Here is a 22,030-nt window from a genome sequence, read left to right as displayed (position 1 = left end):
AAGGAGTCATCATGCTGAGTGACATTCTGAACCGTGTTGCCCGCGTCGGTGCCATGCACGCAGGCAAAGGCCCGACGCCGCCTGCTGGTCGTCCTCAACCGGGCCAGGGAAAAGCCCCGACATCACCAGGCAAAACCATCAAGCACAAAAGCTTTCTCGGCGCGCTGGCTGGAGCGATCGCAGGGGCGGTTGTGGCGGCGGTGGCATTTGCCGCCGCTGCGGCAGTCGCTGGAGCCATTGCCGTCGCCGTTGTCGGGACGGGTGGCATGGGGGCGGCGCTGGTTGTCGGGGCAGTCAAACTGGCAGTGGGATTTGGAGCAGTCAGCCTGCTCGGGGGGCTAATCAGCAGCGTCTCCAGCAAGGTTTCCGCGATGGTAGACAGCGGCGCGCCGCCGTTTGGGCCCGTTTCTTCTGGTTCAGGTACGGTGTTTGCGGAGAAGCAGGCGATTTCCCGTGCCGAAGTCGACACGGTAGCCTGCACCAAGCACAACTCGCCCCAGCTCATTGCGCAAGGAAGCGAGACCGTCTACGTCAATGGCTCACCCGCCGCGCGTATCGACGATAAAACCGTCTGTGGTGCCACTATCAAGGAAGGGGCATCAACCGTTTTTTTTGGTTCCGGCCAGCAAACCTGTTTGGAGATTAGTGACGAATTCAGCTGGTGGGAAAAAGCGCTACTGATTGCAGTTGAGTTTCTGGTTCCGCCCAGTCGGGGCATGTTCAAAGGGCTAGGCAAGCTGTTTACGCGTGGCCCCACTGCGGTGCTCAAAGGCATGCGCATGGGCGCGTTAAGAATGGCGGTGGGGTTACGGAGAGCCGTTCGCTGTGCCAGCAAAGGCTTTAAAAATAGCAAAGGCTTGGCACGGATTAGGGAAGCGACTCGCGGCTTCCTGAAAGATCCGGTCTACATTCCCAGCGGGGATGTGATCGAGATGCGTCAGGATATTGAACTGGGGCAAACACTTCCTCTACTTTTTGAGCGCACTTACCGTTCCGCTGCCACCCATACCGGGCTGCTAGGACGCGGCTGGTACGATACCTGGAGCGAAACAGCACAGGTCAGTCGCGACGGCCTGAATACTCACGTCGTCATCACACTGGCACAGGGATATGACATCGATTTCACCTTCCATCAGGATGTGCAGTCGGTATTTTGTCCGCTCTATCCAGCGTTTACTCTGTATCGGCGGGCAAGCGGCTTTAGCCTATGGGACCGAGAAAGCCTCACCTGGCGTGAATTCGATGTGCCTCAGGGCGATCGGCTACTCCTGTCTTCGATACATGACCCGCACGACAACCGCATTACCCTGATCCGCGATCCAAAAGGCTATCTGCGCAAGATACGTCACAGTGATGGTATCGAGCTGCTGCTGGTGTGGCGAGGCGAGTATCTGCATCAGATACAGCGTATTGATACCGGGCAGAAAACCCTGCTGGCTGAATACCGGCAGGATGAACAGGGCCGGCTGGTCGAGGCCGATGCCGCCCATGCCTATCATCTGTTTTACGACTACGACAAAGAAAACCGACTCACGCGCTGGCATGACAACGACCAGACCTGGGCGCGCTACGAATATGACTATCAAGGCCGCTGTGTCTACACCACCTGTGCCGACGGCTACCTGACGGCGCATTTTGAGTATCTCGACGATCGCGTAGTCATGATCGACGGATTAGGTCAGCGCAGCGAATTTGGCTTCAACCATCTGCACCTGATGAGCTGGGAAAAATCCCCGTTAGGGCACGTTACCCGCTACAACTACGACGATTACGGCAACCTGCTGCGTGAGATTTCCCCGGCTGGTCGGGTGGTTGAGTTCACCTATCTGGACGACAGCGGACTGGTGAGCACCTTCACCGACGGCAGCGGTCATGCCTGGACCTATGACTACGACGATGCTCAGCGGTTATGCGGTATCACCGACCCGCTGGGGCGCATCTGGCAATGGGCATTCGATGAGGCTGGCAACCCGGAGAAGCTCACGGGACCGGATACCTGCGAAGTACGATTTACCTGGAACCGCCACGGCTTGCTGACGCAGGTGAGCGATCAGGCGGGCGAGGTTCAGGCGCGGCTGCGTTACGATCATCGCCAACGGTTGCTGAGTGCCAGCGATGCGCTGGGGCGTACCCAGCAGCTACGCTATGACCAGCAGGACAGAGTCGTGCAGTGGCAGCGGCCAGATGGCGCGCAATATCGGCTGGGCTATCGTCGTGCGAGCTGGAAACTGCCGGAGCAACTGATACGTCCCGACGAGAAAGAAGAAAAACGCCAGTACGACAAGCATAACAACCTACTGAGCTATGTGGACGGCAACGGCGCGCTGTGGCGCCAAAGCTACGGTCCCTTTGACCTGCTCACCTCGCGAACGGATGCACAAGATCGCACCTGGCGTTACGAGTACGACAAAGAGAGCCAGCAGTTGGTCGCCGTTGTCGCCCCGGACGGCAACCGCTGGCAATGGTGGCTGGATACCGATGCGCGGGTCATCCGCGAGCGGGATATGGCGGGGACCGATACCCACTACACGTATGACGAAGACGGTCACTGCATCGCCATCCGCAATGGCGAAGGCGAAACCCGCCACTTCCTGTATGACGGACGCGGGTTGCTCATCAAAGAAACCGCGCCGGACGATATTCTACATTACCGCTATGACGCCGCAGGCAGGTTAGTCGAAGTCACCTCCGCAACCAGCCATGTCCAACTGGAGTATGACCTCCGTGACCGAGTGGTGCGGGAGTGGCTGAACGGCACCCTGCTCACCCGACAGTTTGACGATACCGCACGCACCGTGGCGAGGACGCTGACTGGGAAAGACGAGGACACCAACGCGCTGACCAGCACGTTCCGCTATAGCGCGGCGGGTGAGCTGCAACAGGTTCAGCTACCGGACAGCGCGGAGCTGACCCTTGTCCATGATGCCGCCGGGCGAGAATCCTCCCGTTCAGGCGGAGCGTTCGTCCAGCACCGGGAATATGACGTGATGGGCTGGCTAACGCGCGAGATGAGCGGTCAGCAGCAGGATGGTCGTCTGCATGCTTCACAGACAAGGGAATACCTGTACGACGGCGCAGGCAACCTAGCTGGCGTTCGCCATAACCGTGAAACCCGGGGCTATCGTCTGGACGCCACCGGACGCGTGCTGTCCGTCCTGAGCGGTGGCTCAGGGCGTGCGGTCGAAACCGACGAAGCCTACCGCTATACCCGCAACGGCCTGCCGCAGGATACCGCACGACTCACCGAATGGCAGGCGGGCAGGCTGACTCAGCACGACGACACCCACTACCAGTACGACAAAGCTGGGCGGCTTATTCGTAAACAGGTGGTTCAGCCGGGTTACCGTCCACAGGTCTGGCACTACCGCTGGGACAGCCGTAACCAGCTCCGGGTTGTCGACACCCCGACGGGGGAGCGCTGGTTCTACCGTTATGACCCGTTCGGGCGGCGCACCGGCAAACGCTGCGAGCAGACACAGGACGATATCCGCTATCTATGGGACGGCGACCAGATAGCCGAGGTGCGGCATTATCGCAACGGTGAACGCGTTGCCCGCCGCCACTGGGTACACAACGGCTGGGAGTTGCTGGTTCAGCAGCGGCAGAATACTGACGGACGCTGGGAAACCGATTTTGTCACCAGCAGCCAGAACGGTGAACCACAGGCCCTGTACCGACCCGACGGCACCCTGCGCTGGCAGGCACCAAAAAGTACCCTCTGGGGCCAGCGGCAGCGCTCCACGGAAGACACTGCCGACCCGGGACTTGCCTTTGCCGGACAGTACCGTGACACCGAAAGCGGGCTATGTTATAACCGTTTTCGATACTATGACCCGACGGGTGGATGCTACGTCTCGCCTGATCCGATAGGGGTGTTGGGTGGGGAGAGTAACTATGGGTATGTGCCTAATCCCAATACGTGGATCGACTCGCTGGGGTTGGCTGGTTGTAATAAAGTTTATAGGCAAATTACAGCTGATGATCTTGCAAGATTAGAGCAAGGACTCCCGTTACAACCTAAAGGTGCGGGTGGTTCAATTTTAGAACATGTAGCAGGTCGTGATACCGGGCATATATCTGCTGCAATGACAAAAGAAGCCACCAAGAGATTCAGTAGTGGTAATGGTTTGATAGAAATTGATGTGAAAAAAGCGATCCAAGGCGGAGCTAAATTTATTGACCATAATAACGTATTGCAAGCAGTAGAACGAGGTGGGAACTTAATTGATAGACGGAATGCTAAACGAGCATTGGAAGTTTTATTTAAAGGTGAAATACCTTTTGATGCAATAAATATAATTAACTAATCTTTTATTAATACAAATATGGAGTATATATGCCTACTTTGTCAGAATATAGTAATGTATATAACACAGCGTTAAACATTCTTGATAAAAAAGGTTTTTCTATATGGTATGACGAAGATCTCGATATGTTTTGCGCTGAGAGAAATGGCTGGGATTTTATGGCTGAAACTCCATGCGGGTTGCTTGGTGTTGTTACAATTTATGAATATAAAAATCCTTCATCATATAATGAATATTGGTGGAAGGTGGAAGATAAAGATTTATATGTAAATATAAAAAAAGAAAAACCCAGTTATAATTCCGTTAGCGGTGATTAATAAAAAATCCGGAAGCGATAGCAATAATCCTTCCGGCTTTATTTTTTCGTCATTTATTACGTATAGTGTGAGAGGTTAATCTCCGTCCCAATCATCAATCTCCCCCACTCAACCGTCACCATGATCGGCATCTCGGTCATAAACCCGACTCCTCCAGCAAGCAGCCTTCAAGGTTGGTGACTGATGGCGGATTGGGCCTGCTGTTTTGTGGTGCGTATCCCGCCGTATGGCTTGATACCACAACCACTAATGTAATCAATTCAACCCACTGATATTATAAGAAACTACAAATTGGCTATGTCATAGCAGGCGGTAGCCTACCTGCCAAAACACAACCCGCAGCAATACCCAAGCCGGGCGGTTGGTGCGCAGACAGGCGGCCGGTTATGGTATAACCGTTTTCAGTACTACGATGCTACGTCTCGCCTGACCCGATAGGGGTGATGGGTGGGGAGAGTAACTATGGATATGTTCATAACCCTGTTTGTTGGGTTGATCCCTTTGGGTTGGCTGGTTGTGAGTGGAAAAGTCGACGAACCTTCAAAGAAGGAGACTCAGGTCTAAAGGATCATGCTCGACGCCACTCTGATTTATCTCCAAAGAAATATTTAGAAAGAGGGAAAAAGAACGTTTCTCACGGAAGTTTATTAAAAGGTGGAGGTAAACATCCAGATGCTAAATATTATGTTAGGAAATTAGGTGATAATGATTACAGTGTGACAATTACTGATAAAAATAATAAGATTCTTTCTATTGATACATGGAAGAAAGGTGGTGCTCCTATGACTCAAGATGACATTATGAAAAGCTTAAAGGACAATGGGATTTCACCACCTACAGGATTTTGGGAGGTACTTTGAAAATTAAAGAAAAAATGTTTGAAATAAAGGATATGCTAGAGCGCTCAGGGTGGACTATATTGAATAGCAATGACATATTCACTGTTTTTGACGATGAAATAGAATGGGATATGTTAAACGAAAGAACCTTGAATAGAGATACTCTGGTTTTTTGTTTATTTGATGAATTAGGACGACGAACTTACAAAATATCAGATATTCTTTATGTAAGAAGAAAGAAAGATAATGTCCGGCTATATCTTGATGAGAAAAATGAAAACTGGACGTCTGACTTAAAAAGTTTTGTATATAGTACTAAATAGCTTAATAATCCGGAAGCGATACTCCACGATCCTTCCGGCTTTATTTTATCTGCTATTTATTCCGTCATGCGCGACGTCAGAAATTAATCTCCGTCTCACTCACGTTCCTTCCGCGCTCGACCATCACCATTATCACCATCCCGGTCATAAACCCCGACTCTTCCAGCCAGCGGCCTTTAAGGCTAATAGCTGAAGTCAGGTTAAATTTAGCGGAACACTTAAGCGATCGCGGGCAGATACAGCCAAAAAACCTACGCCCCACACCGCGGCAAAGCGGTGTGGGTGCGTTGAAGGCAAACTAGGCGACTGCGGTGCCCTGCTCATCCTGATCGACAGCGAAGCAAGCGACCTGCTGTTCGCCGTAGGTTTTCAGCTGTGGCTGGAACTGTGTGCAGGTGCTGAAGCAGCGCTGGCAGCGGGCATTAAACGCGCAACCCGGCGGCGGATTCAGCGGGCTGGGCAGTTCACCCGTCAGCTTGATGCGTTCGCGGCGTAAATCTGGGTTCAGGCGCGGCGTCGCGGAAAGTAACGCCTGCGTATACGGGTGGCGTGGGTTGTTGAAAATGGCATCTTTACTGCCCTTCTCCACACAGCGGCCCAGATACATCACCATCACTTCATCGGCGATATGTTCGACAACGGACAGATCGTGCGAGATGAAAACGTAAGACAGCCCCAAATCCTGCTGCAAATCCATCATCAGGTTCAGCACCTGTGCGCGAACCGACACATCTAGCGCCGAAACCGGTTCATCGGCAATCACCACGTCTGGGTCCAACATCAGCCCACGGGCGATAGCGATACGCTGACGCTGACCGCCAGAAAACATATGCGGGTAGCGGTCATAGTGCTCCGTTTTCAGCCCCACTTTTGCCATCATCGCCAACGCTTTTTCACGGCGTTCAACTTTTGACAGTTCCGTGTTGATCAGCAGCGGTTCTTCCAGGATCTGGCCGACTTTCTTACGCGGATTGAGCGATCCGTACGGATTCTGGAAAACGATCTGGATCTTCTGCCGACGCAGCTTCTGCGCTTCAGGATCGTGCTTCAGCAGATCCTGCCCCTGATAGTACAGCTCGCCATCAGACGGGGTTTCGATCATCGTCAGCAGGCGGCCCAGCGTGGATTTTCCACAGCCGGACTCTCCGACCACCGCCAGCGTTTTACCGCGTTCCAGCGTAAAGGAAACGCCGTCCAGCGCTTTCACCATCCGCTCTGGCGCGAAAAAGCCCTTTTTCACCGGATAGTGTTTTTTCAAATCAATCGCATGCAGCAAATACGGCTGCGATGGTGCGTTCAGTTCACTCATAGGGTTGGCCTCCCCGCATCATCCAGCGGTGTATGACATTTCACCTGACGACCAGGAATATCGCGCAGTGCAGGTTCTTCCTGACGGCAGCGGTCTTGCGCATAGGGGCAACGCGGGTTTAACAGACAGCCGTTCGGGCGATCATATTTACCCGGCACCACACCCGGCAACGATGCCAGTCGGGATTTATCCGCCGCAAACTCCGGCAGCGCACGTAGCAACGCCTGGGTATACGGATGACGGGGCGCGCTGAAAATATCCGCCGCTTTGCCTGATTCCACGACCTGACCGGCATACATCACGATGATGTGGTGTGCCGCTTCGGCCACCAGCGCCAAATCGTGGGTAATCAGGATCAGCGCCATGTTCTCGCGCTGCTGCAATTCGAGCAGCAGTTCGATGATTTGCGCCTGAATAGTCACGTCCAGCGCAGTGGTCGGTTCATCGGCAATCAGCAGCTTCGGCCGACAGGCAATCGCCATCGCGATCATCACGCGCTGGCTCATCCCGCCGGAAAGCTGGTGCGGATACACATCAAGACGCGAACCCGGATCGGGAATTCCGACCAGCGTCAGCAGGTCAATCGCGCGCTGACGACGGGTTTTGCGGTTACCGCCCTGATGCACCTTGATGGCTTCCATGATCTGGTAGCCCACGGTGTAGCACGGGTTCAGGCTGGTCATCGGGTCCTGGAAAATCATCGCGACTTCAGAACCCACCAGATTACGCCGTTCTTTCTCAGAAATTTTTGTTAAATCACGCTGGTTAAATTCCAGCTTGTCGGCCATCACTTTGCCGGGGTAATCAATCAGCCCCATAATCGCCAGCGAGCTGACGGACTTACCGGAGCCAGATTCACCGACGATACCGACGACCTGACCTTGTTCAACCTGGTAGCTGATACGATCGACCGCACGAAACGGCAGATCCTCATCACCAAAGTGAACCGACAGTTTATCTACATTGAGCAACGCCATCTCTCTACCTCTACTACTGCTTGAGTTTGGGGTCGAGAGCGTCACGCAAGCCGTCCCCCATCAGGTTAAACGCCAATACCGTCAGTAAGATTGCCAGACCGGGGAACGTCACCACCCACCAGGCGCTTTGCGCAAACTGCAAAACGTCCGACAGCATGGTGCCCCACTCTGGCGTTGGCGGCTGTGCGCCCATACCGAGGAAACCCAAAGCAGCCATATCAAGAATGGCGTTAGAAAAGCCGAGAGAAGCCTGCACAATCAACGGTGCTAGGCAGTTCGGAAGAATGTTGACGAACATCTGGCGCGCCGAACTGGCTCCCGCCACGCGTGAAGCCGTGACGTAGTCGCGATTGACTTCCACCAGCACCGCCGCGCGGGTCAAACGGACATAGTGCGGCAATGCCACGAAGGTCAGCGCCAGCGAGGCATTCACAATCGAAGGTCCGAAGACGGCCACCAACACCAGCGCCAGCAGCAGGCTCGGCAGCGCCAGCATGATATCGACGATACGCATGATGAGCGCATCGACCACACCGCCGAAATATCCGGCCAGCAGGCCGAAGATCACGCCTAACACCAGCGACAGCGCGACGACCAGACAGCCAACCAGCAGCGAGAGACGCGCGCCATACATCAGACGGGACAGAACATCACGCCCGACGTCATCCGTTCCCAGAATAAACTGCCAGCTTCCGCCCTCTTGCCAGACCGGCGGACGAAGCAGCGCATCGCGGAACTGCTCGGCAGGCGCATGCGGTGCCAACACGTTGGCGCCAATGGCGATAATCAGCATCAGCACGACATACACCATGCCAACGACCGCCCCTTTGTTACGTTTAAAATAGTGCCAGAATTCCTGTAGCGGGGTCATCGGCTTCGGTGCGCTATTTACAACAGGTTCAGTGACGTGTGTCATCTTAGCCTTCCCCTTATTTCTTGTGACGGATGCGTGGGTTAACCACGCCGTAGAGCACATCTACCAGCAGGTTCACCAGAATGATCATGGTTGCCACCAGCAGTACGCCGCCCTGAACCACCGGATAGTCACGACGCTGCAACGCATCGATCAACCACCGTCCCAGCCCCGGCCAGGAGAAAATGGTTTCCGTCAGGATCGCCCCGGCCAGCATGGTACCGACCTGTAAACCAATTACCGTTACCACCGGCAGCATCGCATTACGCAACGCGTGCACGACAATCACACGTAAGCGGCTCAGCCCTTTGGCGCGAGCGGTACGAATGTAATCCTCACCCAGCACTTCCAGCATCGCAGAGCGCGTCATACGCACAATCACCGCCAGTGGAATGGTGCCCAGCACGATGGCAGGCAGGATCATGTGTTCAACCGCGTCGATAAAGTCGCCTTCCTCGCCCCAGAACAGGGTATCGATCAGCATAAAGCCGGTTAGCGGCATGCTGTCATCAAGGAAAATCGTGTCGCTGATGCGCCCCGAAACGGGGGTAAGGTCAAGTTGAACGGAGACCAGCATAATCAGCATCATGCCCCACCAGAAGATAGGCATGGAGTAGCCCGTCAGCGCCAGGCCAACAGAGGTATGATCGAAAATGGAACCGCGTTTGACCGCAGCCAGCACACCAACCGGAATCCCCACTGCGATAGCAAACATCATCGCGCAGATACCCAGTTCCAGCGTCGCTTTGAAGCGAGGCACAAATTCTTCCCACACGGGGATACGACTCTTGAGGGAGATCCCCAGATCGCCCTGCATCACACCGCCAATATAGTGGAGGTATTGCTGCCAAAGCGGCTTATCCAGCCCCATTTCAGCCAGCAATTGCGCATGGCGCTCGGCGGAGATACCCCGTTCCCCCGCCATGATCATCACCGGATCGCCCGGAATCATGTGCACGAATGCGAAGGTTAATAGGGTGATACCAATAAACGTTGGGATAACTAACCCCAAACGCCGGAGTATGAACTGCAACATATCCCGAACTCTCTATTCATGCCCGTTGGCCCATTGGCCATCAGGCTTATCATTGCTCACAGCATAAAAAATCGTCAGGAACGATTTTAAACGTCGTGGACGACGGCCCACAGGGTGGTGGGCAGGAAGCCCACCATAAAATTTAACGGGCAAGAAACCCCGCCTCCACGGCTCCTCTAACGAGAAACCGCAAGGTCGGGGTTTTTAATGTCCGTGAAAAACGAGTGGCTGACTTAATCCAACGTCACGTTGTTGAAGCTATGCACGCCACGTGGCTGAACCACATAACCTTTCACGTTTTTACGCACTGGCTCGTACACGGTGGAGTGCGCGACAATCAGCGCCGGAGCCTGATCGTGCATCACAACCTGCGCTTGTTTGTACAGCTCAATACGTTTTTCATGATCGGAAATGGCACGCGCCGGCTGGATCAAATCTTCAAACGGCTTGTAGCACCACTTGGAGTAGTTGGAGCCATTTTTGGCGGCGTCACAGCTGAACAGGGTAGCGAAGAAGTTATCTGGATCCCCATTGTCGCCAGTCCAGCCCATCAGTACGGTCTGGTGCTCACCGTCTTTCGCACGCTTCAGATACTCGCCCCACTCGTAGGTGACGATCTTGGCTTTCACACCAACTTTCGCCCAGTCGGACTGAATCATTTCCGCCATACGACGGGCGTTCGGGTTGTACGGACGCTGTACCGGCATTGCCCACAGGTCGATAGAGAAACCGTCAGCCATACCCGCTTCTTTCAGCAGCGCTTTCGCTTTCTCAGGATCGTAGCTGTAGTCTTTAACGTCGTTGTTGTAGCCCCACATGGTCGGCGGGATCAGGTTGGTTGCGGCCTGGCCGGCACCCTGATAGACCGCATCGATGATGGCAGACTTGTTCACCGCATAGTTCAGCGCCTGGCGAATCTTGACGTTATCCAGCGGTTTTTTCTCAACGTTGTAAGACAGGTAGCCGACATTCAGGCCAGGCTGCTCCATCAACGTGATGTTTTTGTCTTCTTTCATGCGAGCAAGATCGGCCGGGTTTGGATACGGCATGATCTGGCATTCGTCTTTTTGCAGCTTGGCATAACGCACAGACGCATCTGGCGTGATGGAGAAGACCAGACGGTCAACGCCCGGCTTGGTACCCCAGAAGCCTTCAAAGGCTTTGTACAGGATACGGGAGTCTTTCTGGTACTGCTGTAACTGGAACGGGCCTGTACCGATTGGGTTCAGGTCAATCTTCTCTGGCGTACCGGCTTTCAGCATGTTATCAGCGTATTCCGCTGACATGATGGAAGCGAAGTCCATCGCCAGGTTTGCCAGGAACGGCGCTTCAGGGCGGTTCAGCACAAAGCGGACAGTGTAGTCGTCAACTTTTTCGATTTTGCTGACCAGCTCTGGCATCCCCATACCCTGATAGTATTCATAGCTGCCGCCAGATACTTTGTGGTACGGATGGTTGGCATCCTGCTGACGCATGAAGGAGAAAATCACGTCATCGGCATTGAATTCACGAGAAGGTTTGAAATCCTTGCTGTCTTGCCATTTCACGCCTTTGCGCAGATGGAAAGTATAGGTTTTGCCGTCTTCGCTAATATCCCATTTTTCAGCCAGACCCGGACCGGTGTCCGTGGTGCCGTCTTTAAATTCCACCAAGCGGTTATAAATAGGAATAGAGCTGGCATCAAACGTGGTACCGGAGGTGAACAGCTGTGGGTTAAAACCTTCCGGGGAGCCTTCTGAGCAGTACACCAGCGTTTTTGCCTGAACGCCTGCAGCGACGGACATGGCGAGCAAGCCAAGGCCGAACTTCAACACCCTTGATTTAACCAGGGATTTTTCCATTACTTGTGCTCCATTGTGGATGATGTTGTGTGCTATACCCGCCATACTCCAAGCTGCATACGCGTTAATACTGTCGTTAAACGCACAGTGGTTAACAGCGCTGATAGTCCGTCCTGCATCTCGAAATCAATTGGGTATGGTTGGCCAGACCTGTATTTTTACGAACTGTGGTCTGTACCCTGTCGCCCGAAGGCAAAACTAAAATAATGAGGAAGAGGAAAGGGGGGCTACTAAAACCGATGGCCGCCACGCTGTTGGATATAGTCATAATAACTACAACGTATATCTTGACGCGCCACAACCCGCTCACGGATGCTGGATGAAGACGTAGAATCATTCAGACAAGCCGCTGCTTTCCTCCTTATATCCCTATGACGCCCTCAATTTCTCAACAGATGGCGGTGACGTCAATATAAGCAGTAAGGATTTACAAAATTTCCTTACATTTTCTTAAAAGAGAAAATACAAGTTCATCACCTTACAAAAGGTGGATGTTTTGCCTTTTTCGGAAAAAACAGTGATAAAAACCGATAGCTTGCGGACATAAAGAAATTATCACCATTAAAAAAACTATAGTCATCTGGTCTTACATGTCCAAGATTTGAGCACTATTTTTTGTTAAAAACGTTAACAGCAGGTGAAAATCCTGACGGATAATAAGAAATTCTGATATTTTCCACGGCACCATAAGTAGGCAAATGACTATCTACGCTACATAAAAAAACTCTGCGCGACATAAAAACGTGGTTTCCTCCTCTTTCGACGGGCCGCAAAATCGCTCTTCATTGTTCTTTATCTGTGGGATAACCGTGACCAGAGAGCCATTGCGGGATATCTCCGTTAGATAAAGCATAGATAAAAAGGCGGCTGATGCAGGGTCGAGAACGCATTTTGTCCTGCACGGCATCGTCAGGGCTCTTACCGAGGATAAAATGATATTGCTCAATAATTAATTGGCTATTTTAGTTAAATAAATATTTTCACTAAAATGAAAACACGCTATTTACTTATTCTCATAAAGTGGTATTTTTCACTCTGTGAGTTACCTCTCCTTCTGTTTTACCCCTCCATATCCCCTCAATAAATTATTTTAATTACAAAAAAACAATATAAGTTATTTAAAATAGAGTTGCTGATAAGTTCACAAATACGTAATTAACGTATTATTTTTAACATTCCCTCATGCTAGATTACCCTCCAACAGGATTCATTGTTAAATAATATCAACCATCCCTTATCTTTTTGTTACTAACTGATAAAAAACAAAAAAACGTATTTTTCTGCTTTTTGATAATAAACATCCCGCCGCCATCGGCATTAGCAGGCTCGATATCCACACAGATATCAGCAAGCAAAAAGCCAATAAGATGCGTCGATAACGATGCGTTACCAATATCTCAACGAGATTACACGGCAGGTATGTCATTTCTTTCTGTACCAACTGTCCTAGCAGGGTGAATATAATGAAAAAAATTGAAACTGATATTTTATGTGAGAACGATCTCGCTCTGGAAACACAAGAATCGTTTATCGGCGGATTTTTTAAAAAGAAAATCGGCTCCGTTCCTGTTGCGCTTTTTATGGCGATTGCCGCCATTGTCGCTATCGCAGCCTACGAAGGATATTTACCTAAAAATATGATTGGCGGTTTCGCCGTCATCATGACGATGGGTTTTTTACTGGCACATATTGGCAGCAACATTCCCGTGTTCAAAGATATCGGCGGCCCGGCTATTCTGTGCCTGATGGTACCGTCCGTTATGGTGTATTTTGAGCTGTTCAACGACAACACCATGAAAACCGTCCACCTGCTGATGAAAGAGGCGAACTTCCTGTATTTCGTCATCGCCTGTCTGGTGGTCGGCAGTATTCTGGGTATGAACCGCAAGATCCTGATTCAGGGGATGGTGCGCATGTTCGTCCCGCTGGTCATCGGTACCGCAACCGCGCTGGCAACCGGTTTGCTGGTTGGTAAACTGTGCGGCTACAGCTTCTATCACACTTTCTTCTTCATCATCGTGCCCATCATCGGCGGCGGTATCGGTGAAGGCATCCTGCCGTTGTCTCTCGCCTATTCTGCCATTCTGGGACAAACCCCGGATGTCTATGTTGCCCAGTTAGCGCCTGCTGCCGTTGTCGGTAACATCTTCGCGATTCTGTGTGCTGGCGTGCTGTCCCGTCTGGGTATGCGCCGCAAGGATCTGAACGGCGAAGGCCGTCTGGTTCGCAGCGATGAAGACAACGCGATGTTTGCCGTCAACGACACACCAAAGCCAGTCGATTTTCACCTGATGGGCGGCGGACTGTTGATGATTTGCGCCTTCTTCATCGTCGGTGGCCTGTTTGAGAAACTGGTACACATCCCAGGCCCGGTACTGATGATTCTGATCGCCGTTTTCTGCAAATACGGACGCGTGATTCCAGCGATTATGGAAACTGGCGCGCACAGCGTTTACAAGTTCGTATCCAGTTCTCTGGTGTGGCCGCTGATGATCGGGCTAGGTATGCTGTATATCCCGCTGGAGAGCGTCGTCGCGGTATTCTCTGTGGGTTATGTCATCGTCTGTGGTTCTGTGGTGCTGTCCATGGCACTGGTGAGCTTCCTGATTGCGCCTTACCTGAACATGTACCCCATTGAAGCGTCCATCGTAACCACGTGCCACAGCGGGCTGGGCGGTACGGGTGACGTGGCTATTCTGTCTGCTTCTAACCGTATGTCTCTGATGCCATTCGCACAGATCGCTACCCGTATCGGCGGCGCATCTACCGTCATCGCGGCAACGCTGCTGCTGGGCTGGGTTGCCTGATTTCACTATCAGTATCAAGGTTTCCTCCAATCAAGGGGGAAACCTTATTGATCATACTGCGACTGCGCCGATAGCACGTCTTCGATATTTTCTTCAGCCCATCTGGCTAACGGTTCAACGGCTTCTGACAGCGTTTTACCCAACGGGGTCAACGCATATTCCACCGTAACCGGCACCGTCGGAAACGCCTTCCGCGAAAGTATCCCGTCTCGTTCAAGTTTCTTCAGCGTTTGACTCAACGCCTTCTGTGATACCCCTTCGATTTCCCGCCGTAGTTGATTAAACCGTAGCGGCCCTGTTCTCAGCAGGCCGATAATGAGTAACGCCCATTTGTCAGCCAAACGCTCAAGCACCATTCTCGCCGGACAGCCTTGTAAATAAACGCTATAACGCAGTTCACCTGCGTCAGTTTCCCTTTGCTCAATCGCTGAATTTTTAACCATAGTATACTCAAGTTAACTTAGTGGGCTTTAGGTAACTTCTTGTTATGTTGGTTTATAATATATACCTTGTTCCCGTTAAATCCTAACATGAACAAGGAAACACCATGACGAACGTTGCTGTTGTTTACTTCTCGGGATACGGGCATACCAAACGTATCGCAGAAGTGGTCGCTGAAGGCGCTGATGCAATACTCGTTGCTATTGATGCTGATGGCCATGTCGATGAGCAAGGGTGGGAAACGCTAAATAACGCAGATGCCATCATTTTCGGTGCGCCGACCTACATGGGTTCCGTTCCCTGGCAATTCAAGAAATTCGCTGATGCGACTTCCAAAGCGTGGTTTACACGCGCATGGCAGGACAAGATTTTTGGCGGTTTCACCAATAGCGCCAGCCTGAATGGCGATAAGCAAGTCACACTGATTTATCTGCAAACCCTTGCCTCTCAGCATGGGGGGATTTGGGTCAGCCTGGGGCTTGCACCATCGAATACCCTTGCCGCGACGCGAAACGATATCAACAACCTCGGCGGCTCCGTCGGCCTTCTTGCACAATCGCCATCAGACGCAGACGCAGAGGCGATCCCCTCCGGCGATCTGGATACCGCGAAGCACTACGGCAAGCGTGTTGCAGACATTACACGCCGTTTCAAAGACTGATTACGAAAAATCCCCCTAACCTTCCCAAGGGCGTCACTAAAAATGAAAAAAGCACTTTCTGTTTTATTGCTGAGCGGTCTGCTGGTCACTAGCGCAACAATTTCGGCGCAACAGACCGATCCTCATGCCGTTCCGCTGGCAACCGCGTCGGAATTCATCGCTACCGGCAAGTCCTATAACGTCGATTTCGGCGATCAGAAATTCCGTCTGGATTTCAAATCACCAACTGAAATGACATTCACTTCCCCAGATGGAAAAAACAAGGCCGATGTTGCAATTACGACCACGAAAGTCGGTGATGGAGTCTATATGATCTACTGGTCGCGTCGCGCAGGGCAACACGTGGTACACGTGGACGACTTCAAAAACGGCGTGTCTTATACCAACATCGTATTACCGGATGGCTCCATTTCTCGCCGTCAGGGAACGCTAATCGAGATCAAGTAAGCGTTTACCGTTTTAGTTTCGGTACAAATAGCACAAGGCGGGATCGCTCCCGCCTCGTTTATCTCATCCCACGCATGACACTCAGTTCCGTTTGCTTACCGCAACTATCTAACCTTTTTGAAAATGATCAGAATCAGGAGCATACAGATGGGGAAACCAATTAATACAGCCGAATACATGGAATCCATAGACTCTCGCATATCAGCTAATATCGCAAAATGGTATTCAACTGACACTGTTTTATCAGATAAAAAAACCATTCTTTCCTTATCTTGAACATGTCCAAAAGAAAAAAGAGCAATGCTTATCAAATAAAAAAAAGAGACAAGGAAAATACTGAACCATCGAATAAAAGTCTTGCATTTACTTGTTAACATCGTGCATCCCTTCTAATAACCCACCGACAGTACCACCAGAATAAGGGGAAACCTTATTGCACACACAACCCTGTTCGGTCCGACCGCAGTTCCTATTCCGATCACTGCCGACTTGAATCCAACCCGCAAAAACGCCACAGGCAGCAGCCATTGGTAACTGTTTGGCTTACCGCAACTACCTGACCTTCTTGAAAATGATCAGAATCAGAGTCATACACACAGGAAAACCAATTAAAGCAACCTCAAGAACATTATCTGTGGCCTTGTAAATATTTTCTATAACAGCCTCATGATATTCGATAGTAACCACCTTCTCTTGTAGCATGGGACTCTTGTCATCTAACGGAAAAATAGCAAGAAAGATCCACAGATAATATGCAAAAATTACTAATGTTATTCCTACCCAGCGCATAACAGTCTTACATTCACTTGTTAACATCATGCATCCCTTCTAATAACCCACCGGCAGTACCACCAGAGTAAGGTGATATTTTACCTATACCGGAAACAACCTCGGACACGACTCTTAAAGTGGTATCTTCCCTTATCGGTGTGTAGTTATCCGTATTCGGGTACTGCTTTCTAAACTCACTCGTCATATCAACAACAAGCATGGATGACTCACCGCTTTTTCTTTCTAAATACCGCTGTAGCGATACCGGCACGGCAAAATCTTCTTCGTAATTAATCCGTATCTGAGAGTGAGTGGTATATCCTCCCTCAAATATCTGAGATCCCGCTATCTTCACGCCTTTTTTTGTATGAGTTGTACAGTTAACTCCTGTCACATCATATTGATCGACTGTACGACCGTTTCTTTTAGTGCTTTCTCCCATCTTGATTGTTTCTTTCACATTGCCGCCTGAACGCCACAACTTTTCAAAATACATTCTTGCAATTGCAGGGTCCGCATCTGTAATGAGAAAAACCTTAGCTTCTGTTTGGTACAGCTCTTCTCGGTAATATGTTCTGGCATCTTCAAACTGCAAAAAATTTAAGATGCCATCACCGACAGCCCCGACAACACCAGACCGTCTACCAAAGCGGCCGTAGGTAAAAACAGAAGCATTATTACCCTCATGCACAGAGACAAAGGCGTGACCTGTACCCTTAATTTCTGTCCAGATAAATACACCGTTCTCTAATGGGTTATTCTCTTTTTTGCACTCTTGAATCTGATTAACCCATTTCCCTTTTGAGGATGTAAGGTAAATCGGGTCATCCCTGAAATAATTTTCTGGTTCAGGCTTAATATTTTCCCGTGGGTTCCGCCACAGCCCTAACCCGCGGCCGTACTGCATAAATTTATTGTGTTCCACTAAACCAGTTCCATTTGGTTTCATCATCACTGAATGGAGATAGCACAAGGCGGGATCGCTCCCGCCTCGTCTCTGTTTCTGCTTGCCTTATTCAGCGCTATTTATTTACCGCTATTTATTCGCAGCCTTTTATTCACAATACTGGCGCAGCGAGTCCTGCTTTTCTGGCAGCAGACGATACAGATACACCGGTCGGCCGGTAGAGCCGTACAGAATATTGGTGGTCAGGATGCCGGTATCAGACAGATAGATCAGGTACTTACGGCAGGAGACGCGGGAGATGCCAATCGCGTTCGCCAGCATTTCGGTAGAGAACTCGATACCCTGATTGCCTTCAATCCACTCGCAGACAGTACGCAGCGTCAGGCTGGTCAGCCCTTTCGGCAATTTCTTACGTTCGCTAACCGTGCTACTGCTGGTACGACGAATCAGGTTATCAATATCCGACTGCCCAACAAAATCGCGGTGCTTGAACAAGTTCGCCTCTTCGCGATAGGCGGTCAGCGCCTGTTCGAAACGCGAGAACTGGAAAGGCTTAATCAGATAGTCCACCACGCCGTAATGCAGCGCTTTCTTGATGGTGTACACATCGCTGGCAGAAGAGATGATGATGACGTCCGTCTTTTCACTGAATTCACGGATAGTCGGCAGTAGATCTAGTCCATTATCCTGCTGCATATAAATATCCAGCAGTACCAAATCGATTTCCGAGTCAGGTTGCATCAGCAGGTTTCGCGCCTGCTGCAATGTGGGGACGGTCGCATAGCAGCTAAATCCAGAAACCTGGTTCAGATAAGATTTGTTAAGCTCTGCAACCATGGCATCGTCATCAACAATCAGTACATTAATCATGGTCAAACAGCCTTGCTTGATAAGGAATAGTAACGAAAAACTGGGTGTACACCTCAGGTTCTGATTCAAACTCGATAGTGCCGCCAATCTTCTCCAGACTCTGCTTGGTCAGGTACAGGCCGATACCGCGCCCGCTGCCTTTGGTAGAGAATCCCTGTTCATAAATGCGCGCCTGACTCTCCGGCAAAATACCGGGGCCGTCATCCCCCACGGTACAGTGAAGGCGACCATTCTGATGATGGAAGCTCACGCTGATTTCGCAGTTTTCCTGCCGATCAATCGCGTCCATCGCATTCTCAATCAGATTACCCAACACGGTAATCAATTCATTCGTGGCATCGACATCATCGGTATCCGGCAGCAGACTCTCCTCGCTGATGGAGAGCGTAATGCCGAGATCGCGCGCGCGGTTGATTTTACCCAACAGGAAGCCAGCAATCACTGGCGATTTCACTTTACGAATAATCGAACCAATTTCCGCCTGATAATTATTGGCGGTCTTCAGGATATAATCTTCCAGCTGCGAGTAATATTTTAAGTGCAGCATCCCCAGGATAACGTGCAGCTTGTTCATAAACTCGTGCGACTGCGCACGCAGCGCATCCGCATAGTAGGACATCCCACTCAACCGTTGCAGCAACTGGCTGATCTCCGTTTTATCACGGAATGTCGCAATCGCGCCGATAATATCGCCCTTCACAAAAACCGGAACGGTGTTAGTCAGCAGCAGGTGACCGTTAAAGTTAATCTCTTCATCACGCCGCGGCGTACCGCTCTCCAGTACCTGTTTCAGGTGCAAATGTTCAAGCCACTGGTCGCTGACGCGTTCAGTTGACTTCGGGGCCGGCGTTTCACTGCCCTGCGGCTTATTCTGCCGGAAAAGCCGTCTCGCCTCATCATTGATGACCGTAATTCGGCCATGCTGATCGACCGCGATAACGCCTTCTTTGATGTGTTTGAGCATCGCGTTACGCTGTTCAAACAGGTTCGAGATCTCAAACGGCTCGAATCCCAGCATAATGCGCTTGAGCACCTTCACCAGAATCAGCGTGCCCAGCCAGCCGACCAGCGCCCCCGCCAATAGCGTCCAGGGAATCATCCAGCGGTTATCGCTGATCACCTTCTGCACGCTGGTTAAGGCAATCCCCAGCGCGACGACGCCAACCTGCTTATGGTTGCTGTCGAAAACCGGCGTAAAGACCCGCAGCGCGGGATCGAGCGTCCCCCGGTTGATGGCGGTATTTTCCATGCCCAGCAGCGCCGGGTAGATATCCCGACCGGCAAAATGCTCACCAATTCTTTCCGGTTCAGGGTGGCTATGGCGCACCGTATCCATGTCCGTGACGGTAACGAAGAGCAGCTGATTACGCTGACGAATCGTCTCCGCAGCCGCCTGCACTTCCTCAGGCCGACCAATCCCTTTAAGTTCATCAATAACCACGGGAGAAGCTGCAAATGTGCGAGCAATGGCGAAGGCTTTTTCTCGCAAATGATCTTCTGAAAGCTGATTAATACGAAAAAACAGCAAGGAATAGACCACCAGCAACACCGCGCCAAGCACAACCGACACCATCAGAAACACCGATGTTCCCAGCTTTAGCGGTGCCTTTTTCTTGCCCATGTCACTCTCCGAAACCACCATCATCACACCGTTATCTTATACTGTTTCGTCGCGTTTCGCGTGCCGTGATGCATACGCCCCGTCACAAGGACAGGGCGTAGGCTTGAAGAAAGGAAATTTGGCTTAACGTTGCGGTACATTTTTTGTGTCAGGAATGTTTCGCATCAGGAAAGCCAGCAGTACCTGTGTTTACCAGAAACCGAGCAGTTTCCACCACATTCCGCCCACACCCAGCCAGATAGGGATGATGACCAGACTGACCAGGAAACCGATCTTCCACCAGGTTCCCAGCGGCACGTAGCCAGTGCCGAACAAAATTGGTGCCGGGCCACTGGAGTAGTGAGTCGTGGACATAAACAGGTTACTGAAGATACCGAATACCAGTACGGTCAGCATCGGCGGCGCACCGGCTGCGAGCGCGATAGAGACAAAAATTGCATACATGGCGCTGATGTGGGCAATCGCACTCGCCATCAGGTAGTGGCTGTAGTAGTACACCAGCAGCAGCAGACCCAGCATTGGCAGCCAGTGCATCCCACTCACCGCATTACCGGCCAATCCGCCCAGCCAGGCAATCAGGCCCATCTTGTTGAGCTGGCCAGCCAGCGTCATCAGTACGGCAAACCACACCACGGTGTGCCAGGCTTCTTTCTCGCTGACGACATCGTCCCAAGTCAGCGCACGGCTGAGCAACAGCACGCTCAGGCCCGCCAGCGCGGTCAGCGTTGCATCGATATTCAGCGTGGAACCCAGCACCCAGAAGGTCACCAGACCCAGGAACACACCCAGTACCACCCACTCGTCGCGGGTCATTTTTCCCATGTCACGCAGTCTTTCGACGGCGATCGCACGCATTTCTGAGGTTTTCTTCAGTTCAGGCGGATAGAAACGGTAGATCAGATAAGGAATCAGCGCCAAAGACAGGAAGCCCGGCAGCAGTGTCGCCAACGCCCAATCCGTCCAACTGATCTGAATACCAAACTGGGAAGCCAGCTTCGCCACCATCGGGTTACCCGCCATGGAGGTCATAAACATCGCGGAAGTCACGGCGTTACACTGGAAAATGGACTGCACCAGAAACGCACCAATGCGACGCTGCGTGCCTTTTTCCGGCGTGGAGTCATAGGCTTCGGCAATTGACCGGAACAGCGGAGTGATGATCCCGCCGCAGCGTGCAGACGTGGAAGGCATGGCCGGAGCGAACATCAGGTCGGTAAACACCAGACCATACGCCAGACCGAGTGAGCTATTCCCCAGCTTGCTGATGAACAGCAGACCAATGCGTCGGCCAAAGCCAGTTTTGATAAAGCCGCGAGATATAAAGAAGGCACAGGCGATCATCCAAATGGTGGGATCGCTAAAGCCCGTCAGCACATCTTTAATGGGTAATAAGCCTAATATGGCGACCGAGGTCAGGCTGAACATCGCCATCGCGCCAAGCGGGTAAGGAGAGAGAATCAGACCGACAACGGTGGCAATGAAAATCGCCATCAGATGCCAGGCATCGGGTTTAACCCCATCAGGAACCGGCAATAACCATAAGCCACCGGCGATACAAAGGATAACTAGAAGCTTTATCAACCTGCTGTTATTCGCAGACATAAGAACACCACTCTTCATTAAAACGGATTCTGTATTCCCCG

The 22,030-nt window shown here is 51.5% G+C and carries 17 protein-coding genes and 1 pseudogene; 7 read left to right on the top strand and 11 right to left on the bottom strand.

From position 1 onward, the window contains the following. Positions 1–11 precede the first annotated feature (11 nt). The 4 genes and pseudogenes from NXT09_RS18115 (at position 12) to NXT09_RS18100 (ending at position 5,786) form a co-directional block, all read left to right on the top strand. Positions 12–4,307 carry an RHS repeat-associated core domain-containing protein gene (locus NXT09_RS18115; RefSeq protein ID WP_268580768.1) on the top strand — a complete coding sequence of 1,432 codons (4,296 nt, stop codon included), beginning with the start codon at positions 12–14 and terminating at the stop codon, positions 4,305–4,307. A gap of 29 nt (positions 4,308–4,336) precedes the next feature. After that, positions 4,337–4,624 (top strand): hypothetical protein, encoded by a 288-nt coding sequence (locus NXT09_RS18110; protein WP_240584207.1) that lies wholly within the window; start codon positions 4,337–4,339, stop codon positions 4,622–4,624. A gap of 384 nt (positions 4,625–5,008) precedes the next feature. After that, positions 5,009–5,142, top strand: a pseudogene (locus NXT09_RS22650) (RHS repeat-associated core domain-containing protein); the annotation flags it as partial. Between the two features lie 338 nt (positions 5,143–5,480). Continuing rightward, positions 5,481–5,786: a hypothetical protein gene (locus NXT09_RS18100; RefSeq protein WP_268580767.1), complete on the top strand. Its 306-nt coding sequence runs from the start codon at positions 5,481–5,483 to the stop codon at positions 5,784–5,786. 76 nt (positions 5,787–5,862) lie between these two features. Here NXT09_RS18100 and NXT09_RS18095 read toward each other — a convergent pair whose 3' ends face one another. The 6 genes from NXT09_RS18095 to dppA form a co-directional block, all read right to left on the bottom strand. After that, entirely contained in the window at positions 5,863–6,048 is a 186-nt protein-coding gene (locus NXT09_RS18095; protein WP_240584204.1) for a SymE family type I addiction module toxin, read from the bottom strand. Between the two features lie 36 nt (positions 6,049–6,084). Further along, positions 6,085–7,095 (bottom strand): dipeptide ABC transporter ATP-binding subunit DppF, encoded by a 1,011-nt coding sequence (gene dppF / locus NXT09_RS18090; protein WP_268580766.1) that lies wholly within the window; start codon positions 7,093–7,095, stop codon positions 6,085–6,087. Next, positions 7,092–8,072 (bottom strand): dipeptide ABC transporter ATP-binding protein, encoded by a 981-nt coding sequence (dppD, locus tag NXT09_RS18085; RefSeq protein WP_010281083.1) that lies wholly within the window; start codon positions 8,070–8,072, stop codon positions 7,092–7,094. The genes dppF and dppD overlap by 4 nt, the downstream gene beginning before the upstream one ends. 13 nt (positions 8,073–8,085) lie before the next feature. After that, complete coding sequence (dppC, locus tag NXT09_RS18080; protein WP_039363567.1) at positions 8,086–8,988, bottom strand: dipeptide ABC transporter permease DppC; 903 nt, start codon at positions 8,986–8,988, stop codon at positions 8,086–8,088. Positions 8,989–9,001: 13 nt separating this feature from the next. Further along, entirely contained in the window at positions 9,002–10,021 is a 1,020-nt protein-coding gene (gene dppB, locus NXT09_RS18075; protein ID WP_010281089.1) for a dipeptide ABC transporter permease DppB, read from the bottom strand. A gap of 233 nt (positions 10,022–10,254) precedes the next feature. Beyond that, on the bottom strand, positions 10,255–11,862 hold the full coding sequence (gene dppA / locus NXT09_RS18070) for a dipeptide ABC transporter periplasmic-binding protein DppA (protein ID WP_205549562.1): 1,608 nt from the start codon (positions 11,860–11,862) through the stop codon (positions 10,255–10,257). Between the two features lie 1,463 nt (positions 11,863–13,325). On the opposite strand from dppA, the gene NXT09_RS18065 reads away from it, so the two are divergent. Then, a complete protein-coding gene (locus NXT09_RS18065; protein WP_268580765.1) occupies positions 13,326–14,669 on the top strand; it encodes a 2-hydroxycarboxylate transporter family protein in 1,344 nt (447 codons plus the stop codon). A gap of 44 nt (positions 14,670–14,713) precedes the next feature. Here NXT09_RS18065 and NXT09_RS18060 read toward each other — a convergent pair whose 3' ends face one another. Beyond that, positions 14,714–15,112 carry a winged helix-turn-helix transcriptional regulator gene (locus tag NXT09_RS18060; RefSeq protein WP_240584201.1) on the bottom strand — a complete coding sequence of 133 codons (399 nt, stop codon included), beginning with the start codon at positions 15,110–15,112 and terminating at the stop codon, positions 14,714–14,716. Between the two features lie 104 nt (positions 15,113–15,216). Here NXT09_RS18060 and NXT09_RS18055 point away from each other — a divergent pair, with 104 nt between their 5' ends. Further along, positions 15,217–15,771: a flavodoxin family protein gene (locus NXT09_RS18055; protein WP_268580764.1), complete on the top strand. Its 555-nt coding sequence runs from the start codon at positions 15,217–15,219 to the stop codon at positions 15,769–15,771. Positions 15,772–15,813: 42 nt separating this feature from the next. Further along, positions 15,814–16,218, top strand: coding sequence for a MoaF-related domain-containing protein (locus tag NXT09_RS18050; RefSeq protein ID WP_268580763.1), 405 nt, complete (start codon positions 15,814–15,816; stop codon positions 16,216–16,218). 802 nt (positions 16,219–17,020) lie between these two features. Here the strand turns inward: NXT09_RS18050 and NXT09_RS18045 are convergent. The 4 genes from NXT09_RS18045 to NXT09_RS18030 all read right to left on the bottom strand — a co-directional run bounded on the left by NXT09_RS18045 (position 17,021) and on the right by NXT09_RS18030 (position 21,989). Beyond that, positions 17,021–17,914: a hypothetical protein gene (locus NXT09_RS18045; RefSeq protein WP_268580762.1), complete on the bottom strand. Its 894-nt coding sequence runs from the start codon at positions 17,912–17,914 to the stop codon at positions 17,021–17,023. Between the two features lie 129 nt (positions 17,915–18,043). Beyond that, positions 18,044–18,766, bottom strand: a complete 723-nt coding sequence (gene dcuR, locus NXT09_RS18040) for a two-component system response regulator DcuR (RefSeq protein WP_010281107.1) — start codon at positions 18,764–18,766, stop codon at positions 18,044–18,046. Further along, complete coding sequence (locus NXT09_RS18035) at positions 18,759–20,387, bottom strand: sensor histidine kinase (protein WP_268580761.1); 1,629 nt, start codon at positions 20,385–20,387, stop codon at positions 18,759–18,761. The genes dcuR and NXT09_RS18035 overlap by 8 nt, the downstream gene beginning before the upstream one ends. 189 nt (positions 20,388–20,576) lie before the next feature. Next, on the bottom strand, positions 20,577–21,989 hold the full coding sequence (locus NXT09_RS18030) for an anion permease (RefSeq protein WP_205549552.1): 1,413 nt from the start codon (positions 21,987–21,989) through the stop codon (positions 20,577–20,579). Between the last annotated feature and the right edge of the window lie 41 nt (positions 21,990–22,030).

The organism is Pectobacterium jejuense, assembly GCF_026800125.1.
Lineage (GTDB): Bacteria > Pseudomonadota > Gammaproteobacteria > Enterobacterales > Enterobacteriaceae > Pectobacterium > Pectobacterium jejuense.
Note: the sequence above shows the minus strand (reverse complement) of the source record. Positions and strands in the feature narration are given on the sequence as shown.

Bases quoted from the DNA above. Each gene is read 5' to 3' on its own strand.
- dppD (WP_010281083.1), bottom strand. From the start codon at position 8,072: ATGGCGTTGCTCAATGTAGATAAACTGTCGGTTCACTTTGGTGATGAG.
- NXT09_RS18115 (WP_268580768.1), top strand. From the start codon at position 12: ATGCTGAGTGACATTCTGAACCGTGTTGCCCGCGTCGGTGCCATGCAC.
- dppB (WP_010281089.1), bottom strand. From the start codon at position 10,021: ATGTTGCAGTTCATACTCCGGCGTTTGGGGTTAGTTATCCCAACGTTT.
- dppF (WP_268580766.1), bottom strand. From the start codon at position 7,095: ATGAGTGAACTGAACGCACCATCGCAGCCGTATTTGCTGCATGCGATT.
- NXT09_RS18065 (WP_268580765.1), top strand. From the start codon at position 13,326: ATGAAAAAAATTGAAACTGATATTTTATGTGAGAACGATCTCGCTCTG.
- NXT09_RS18030 (WP_205549552.1), bottom strand. From the start codon at position 21,989: ATGTCTGCGAATAACAGCAGGTTGATAAAGCTTCTAGTTATCCTTTGT.
- NXT09_RS18055 (WP_268580764.1), top strand. From the start codon at position 15,217: ATGACGAACGTTGCTGTTGTTTACTTCTCGGGATACGGGCATACCAAA.
- NXT09_RS18035 (WP_268580761.1), bottom strand. From the start codon at position 20,387: ATGGGCAAGAAAAAGGCACCGCTAAAGCTGGGAACATCGGTGTTTCTG.
- NXT09_RS18060 (WP_240584201.1), bottom strand. From the start codon at position 15,112: ATGGTTAAAAATTCAGCGATTGAGCAAAGGGAAACTGACGCAGGTGAA.
- NXT09_RS18050 (WP_268580763.1), top strand. From the start codon at position 15,814: ATGAAAAAAGCACTTTCTGTTTTATTGCTGAGCGGTCTGCTGGTCACT.
- dppC (WP_039363567.1), bottom strand. From the start codon at position 8,988: ATGACACACGTCACTGAACCTGTTGTAAATAGCGCACCGAAGCCGATG.
- NXT09_RS18110 (WP_240584207.1), top strand. From the start codon at position 4,337: ATGCCTACTTTGTCAGAATATAGTAATGTATATAACACAGCGTTAAAC.
- dcuR (WP_010281107.1), bottom strand. From the start codon at position 18,766: ATGATTAATGTACTGATTGTTGATGACGATGCCATGGTTGCAGAGCTT.
- dppA (WP_205549562.1), bottom strand. From the start codon at position 11,862: ATGGAAAAATCCCTGGTTAAATCAAGGGTGTTGAAGTTCGGCCTTGGC.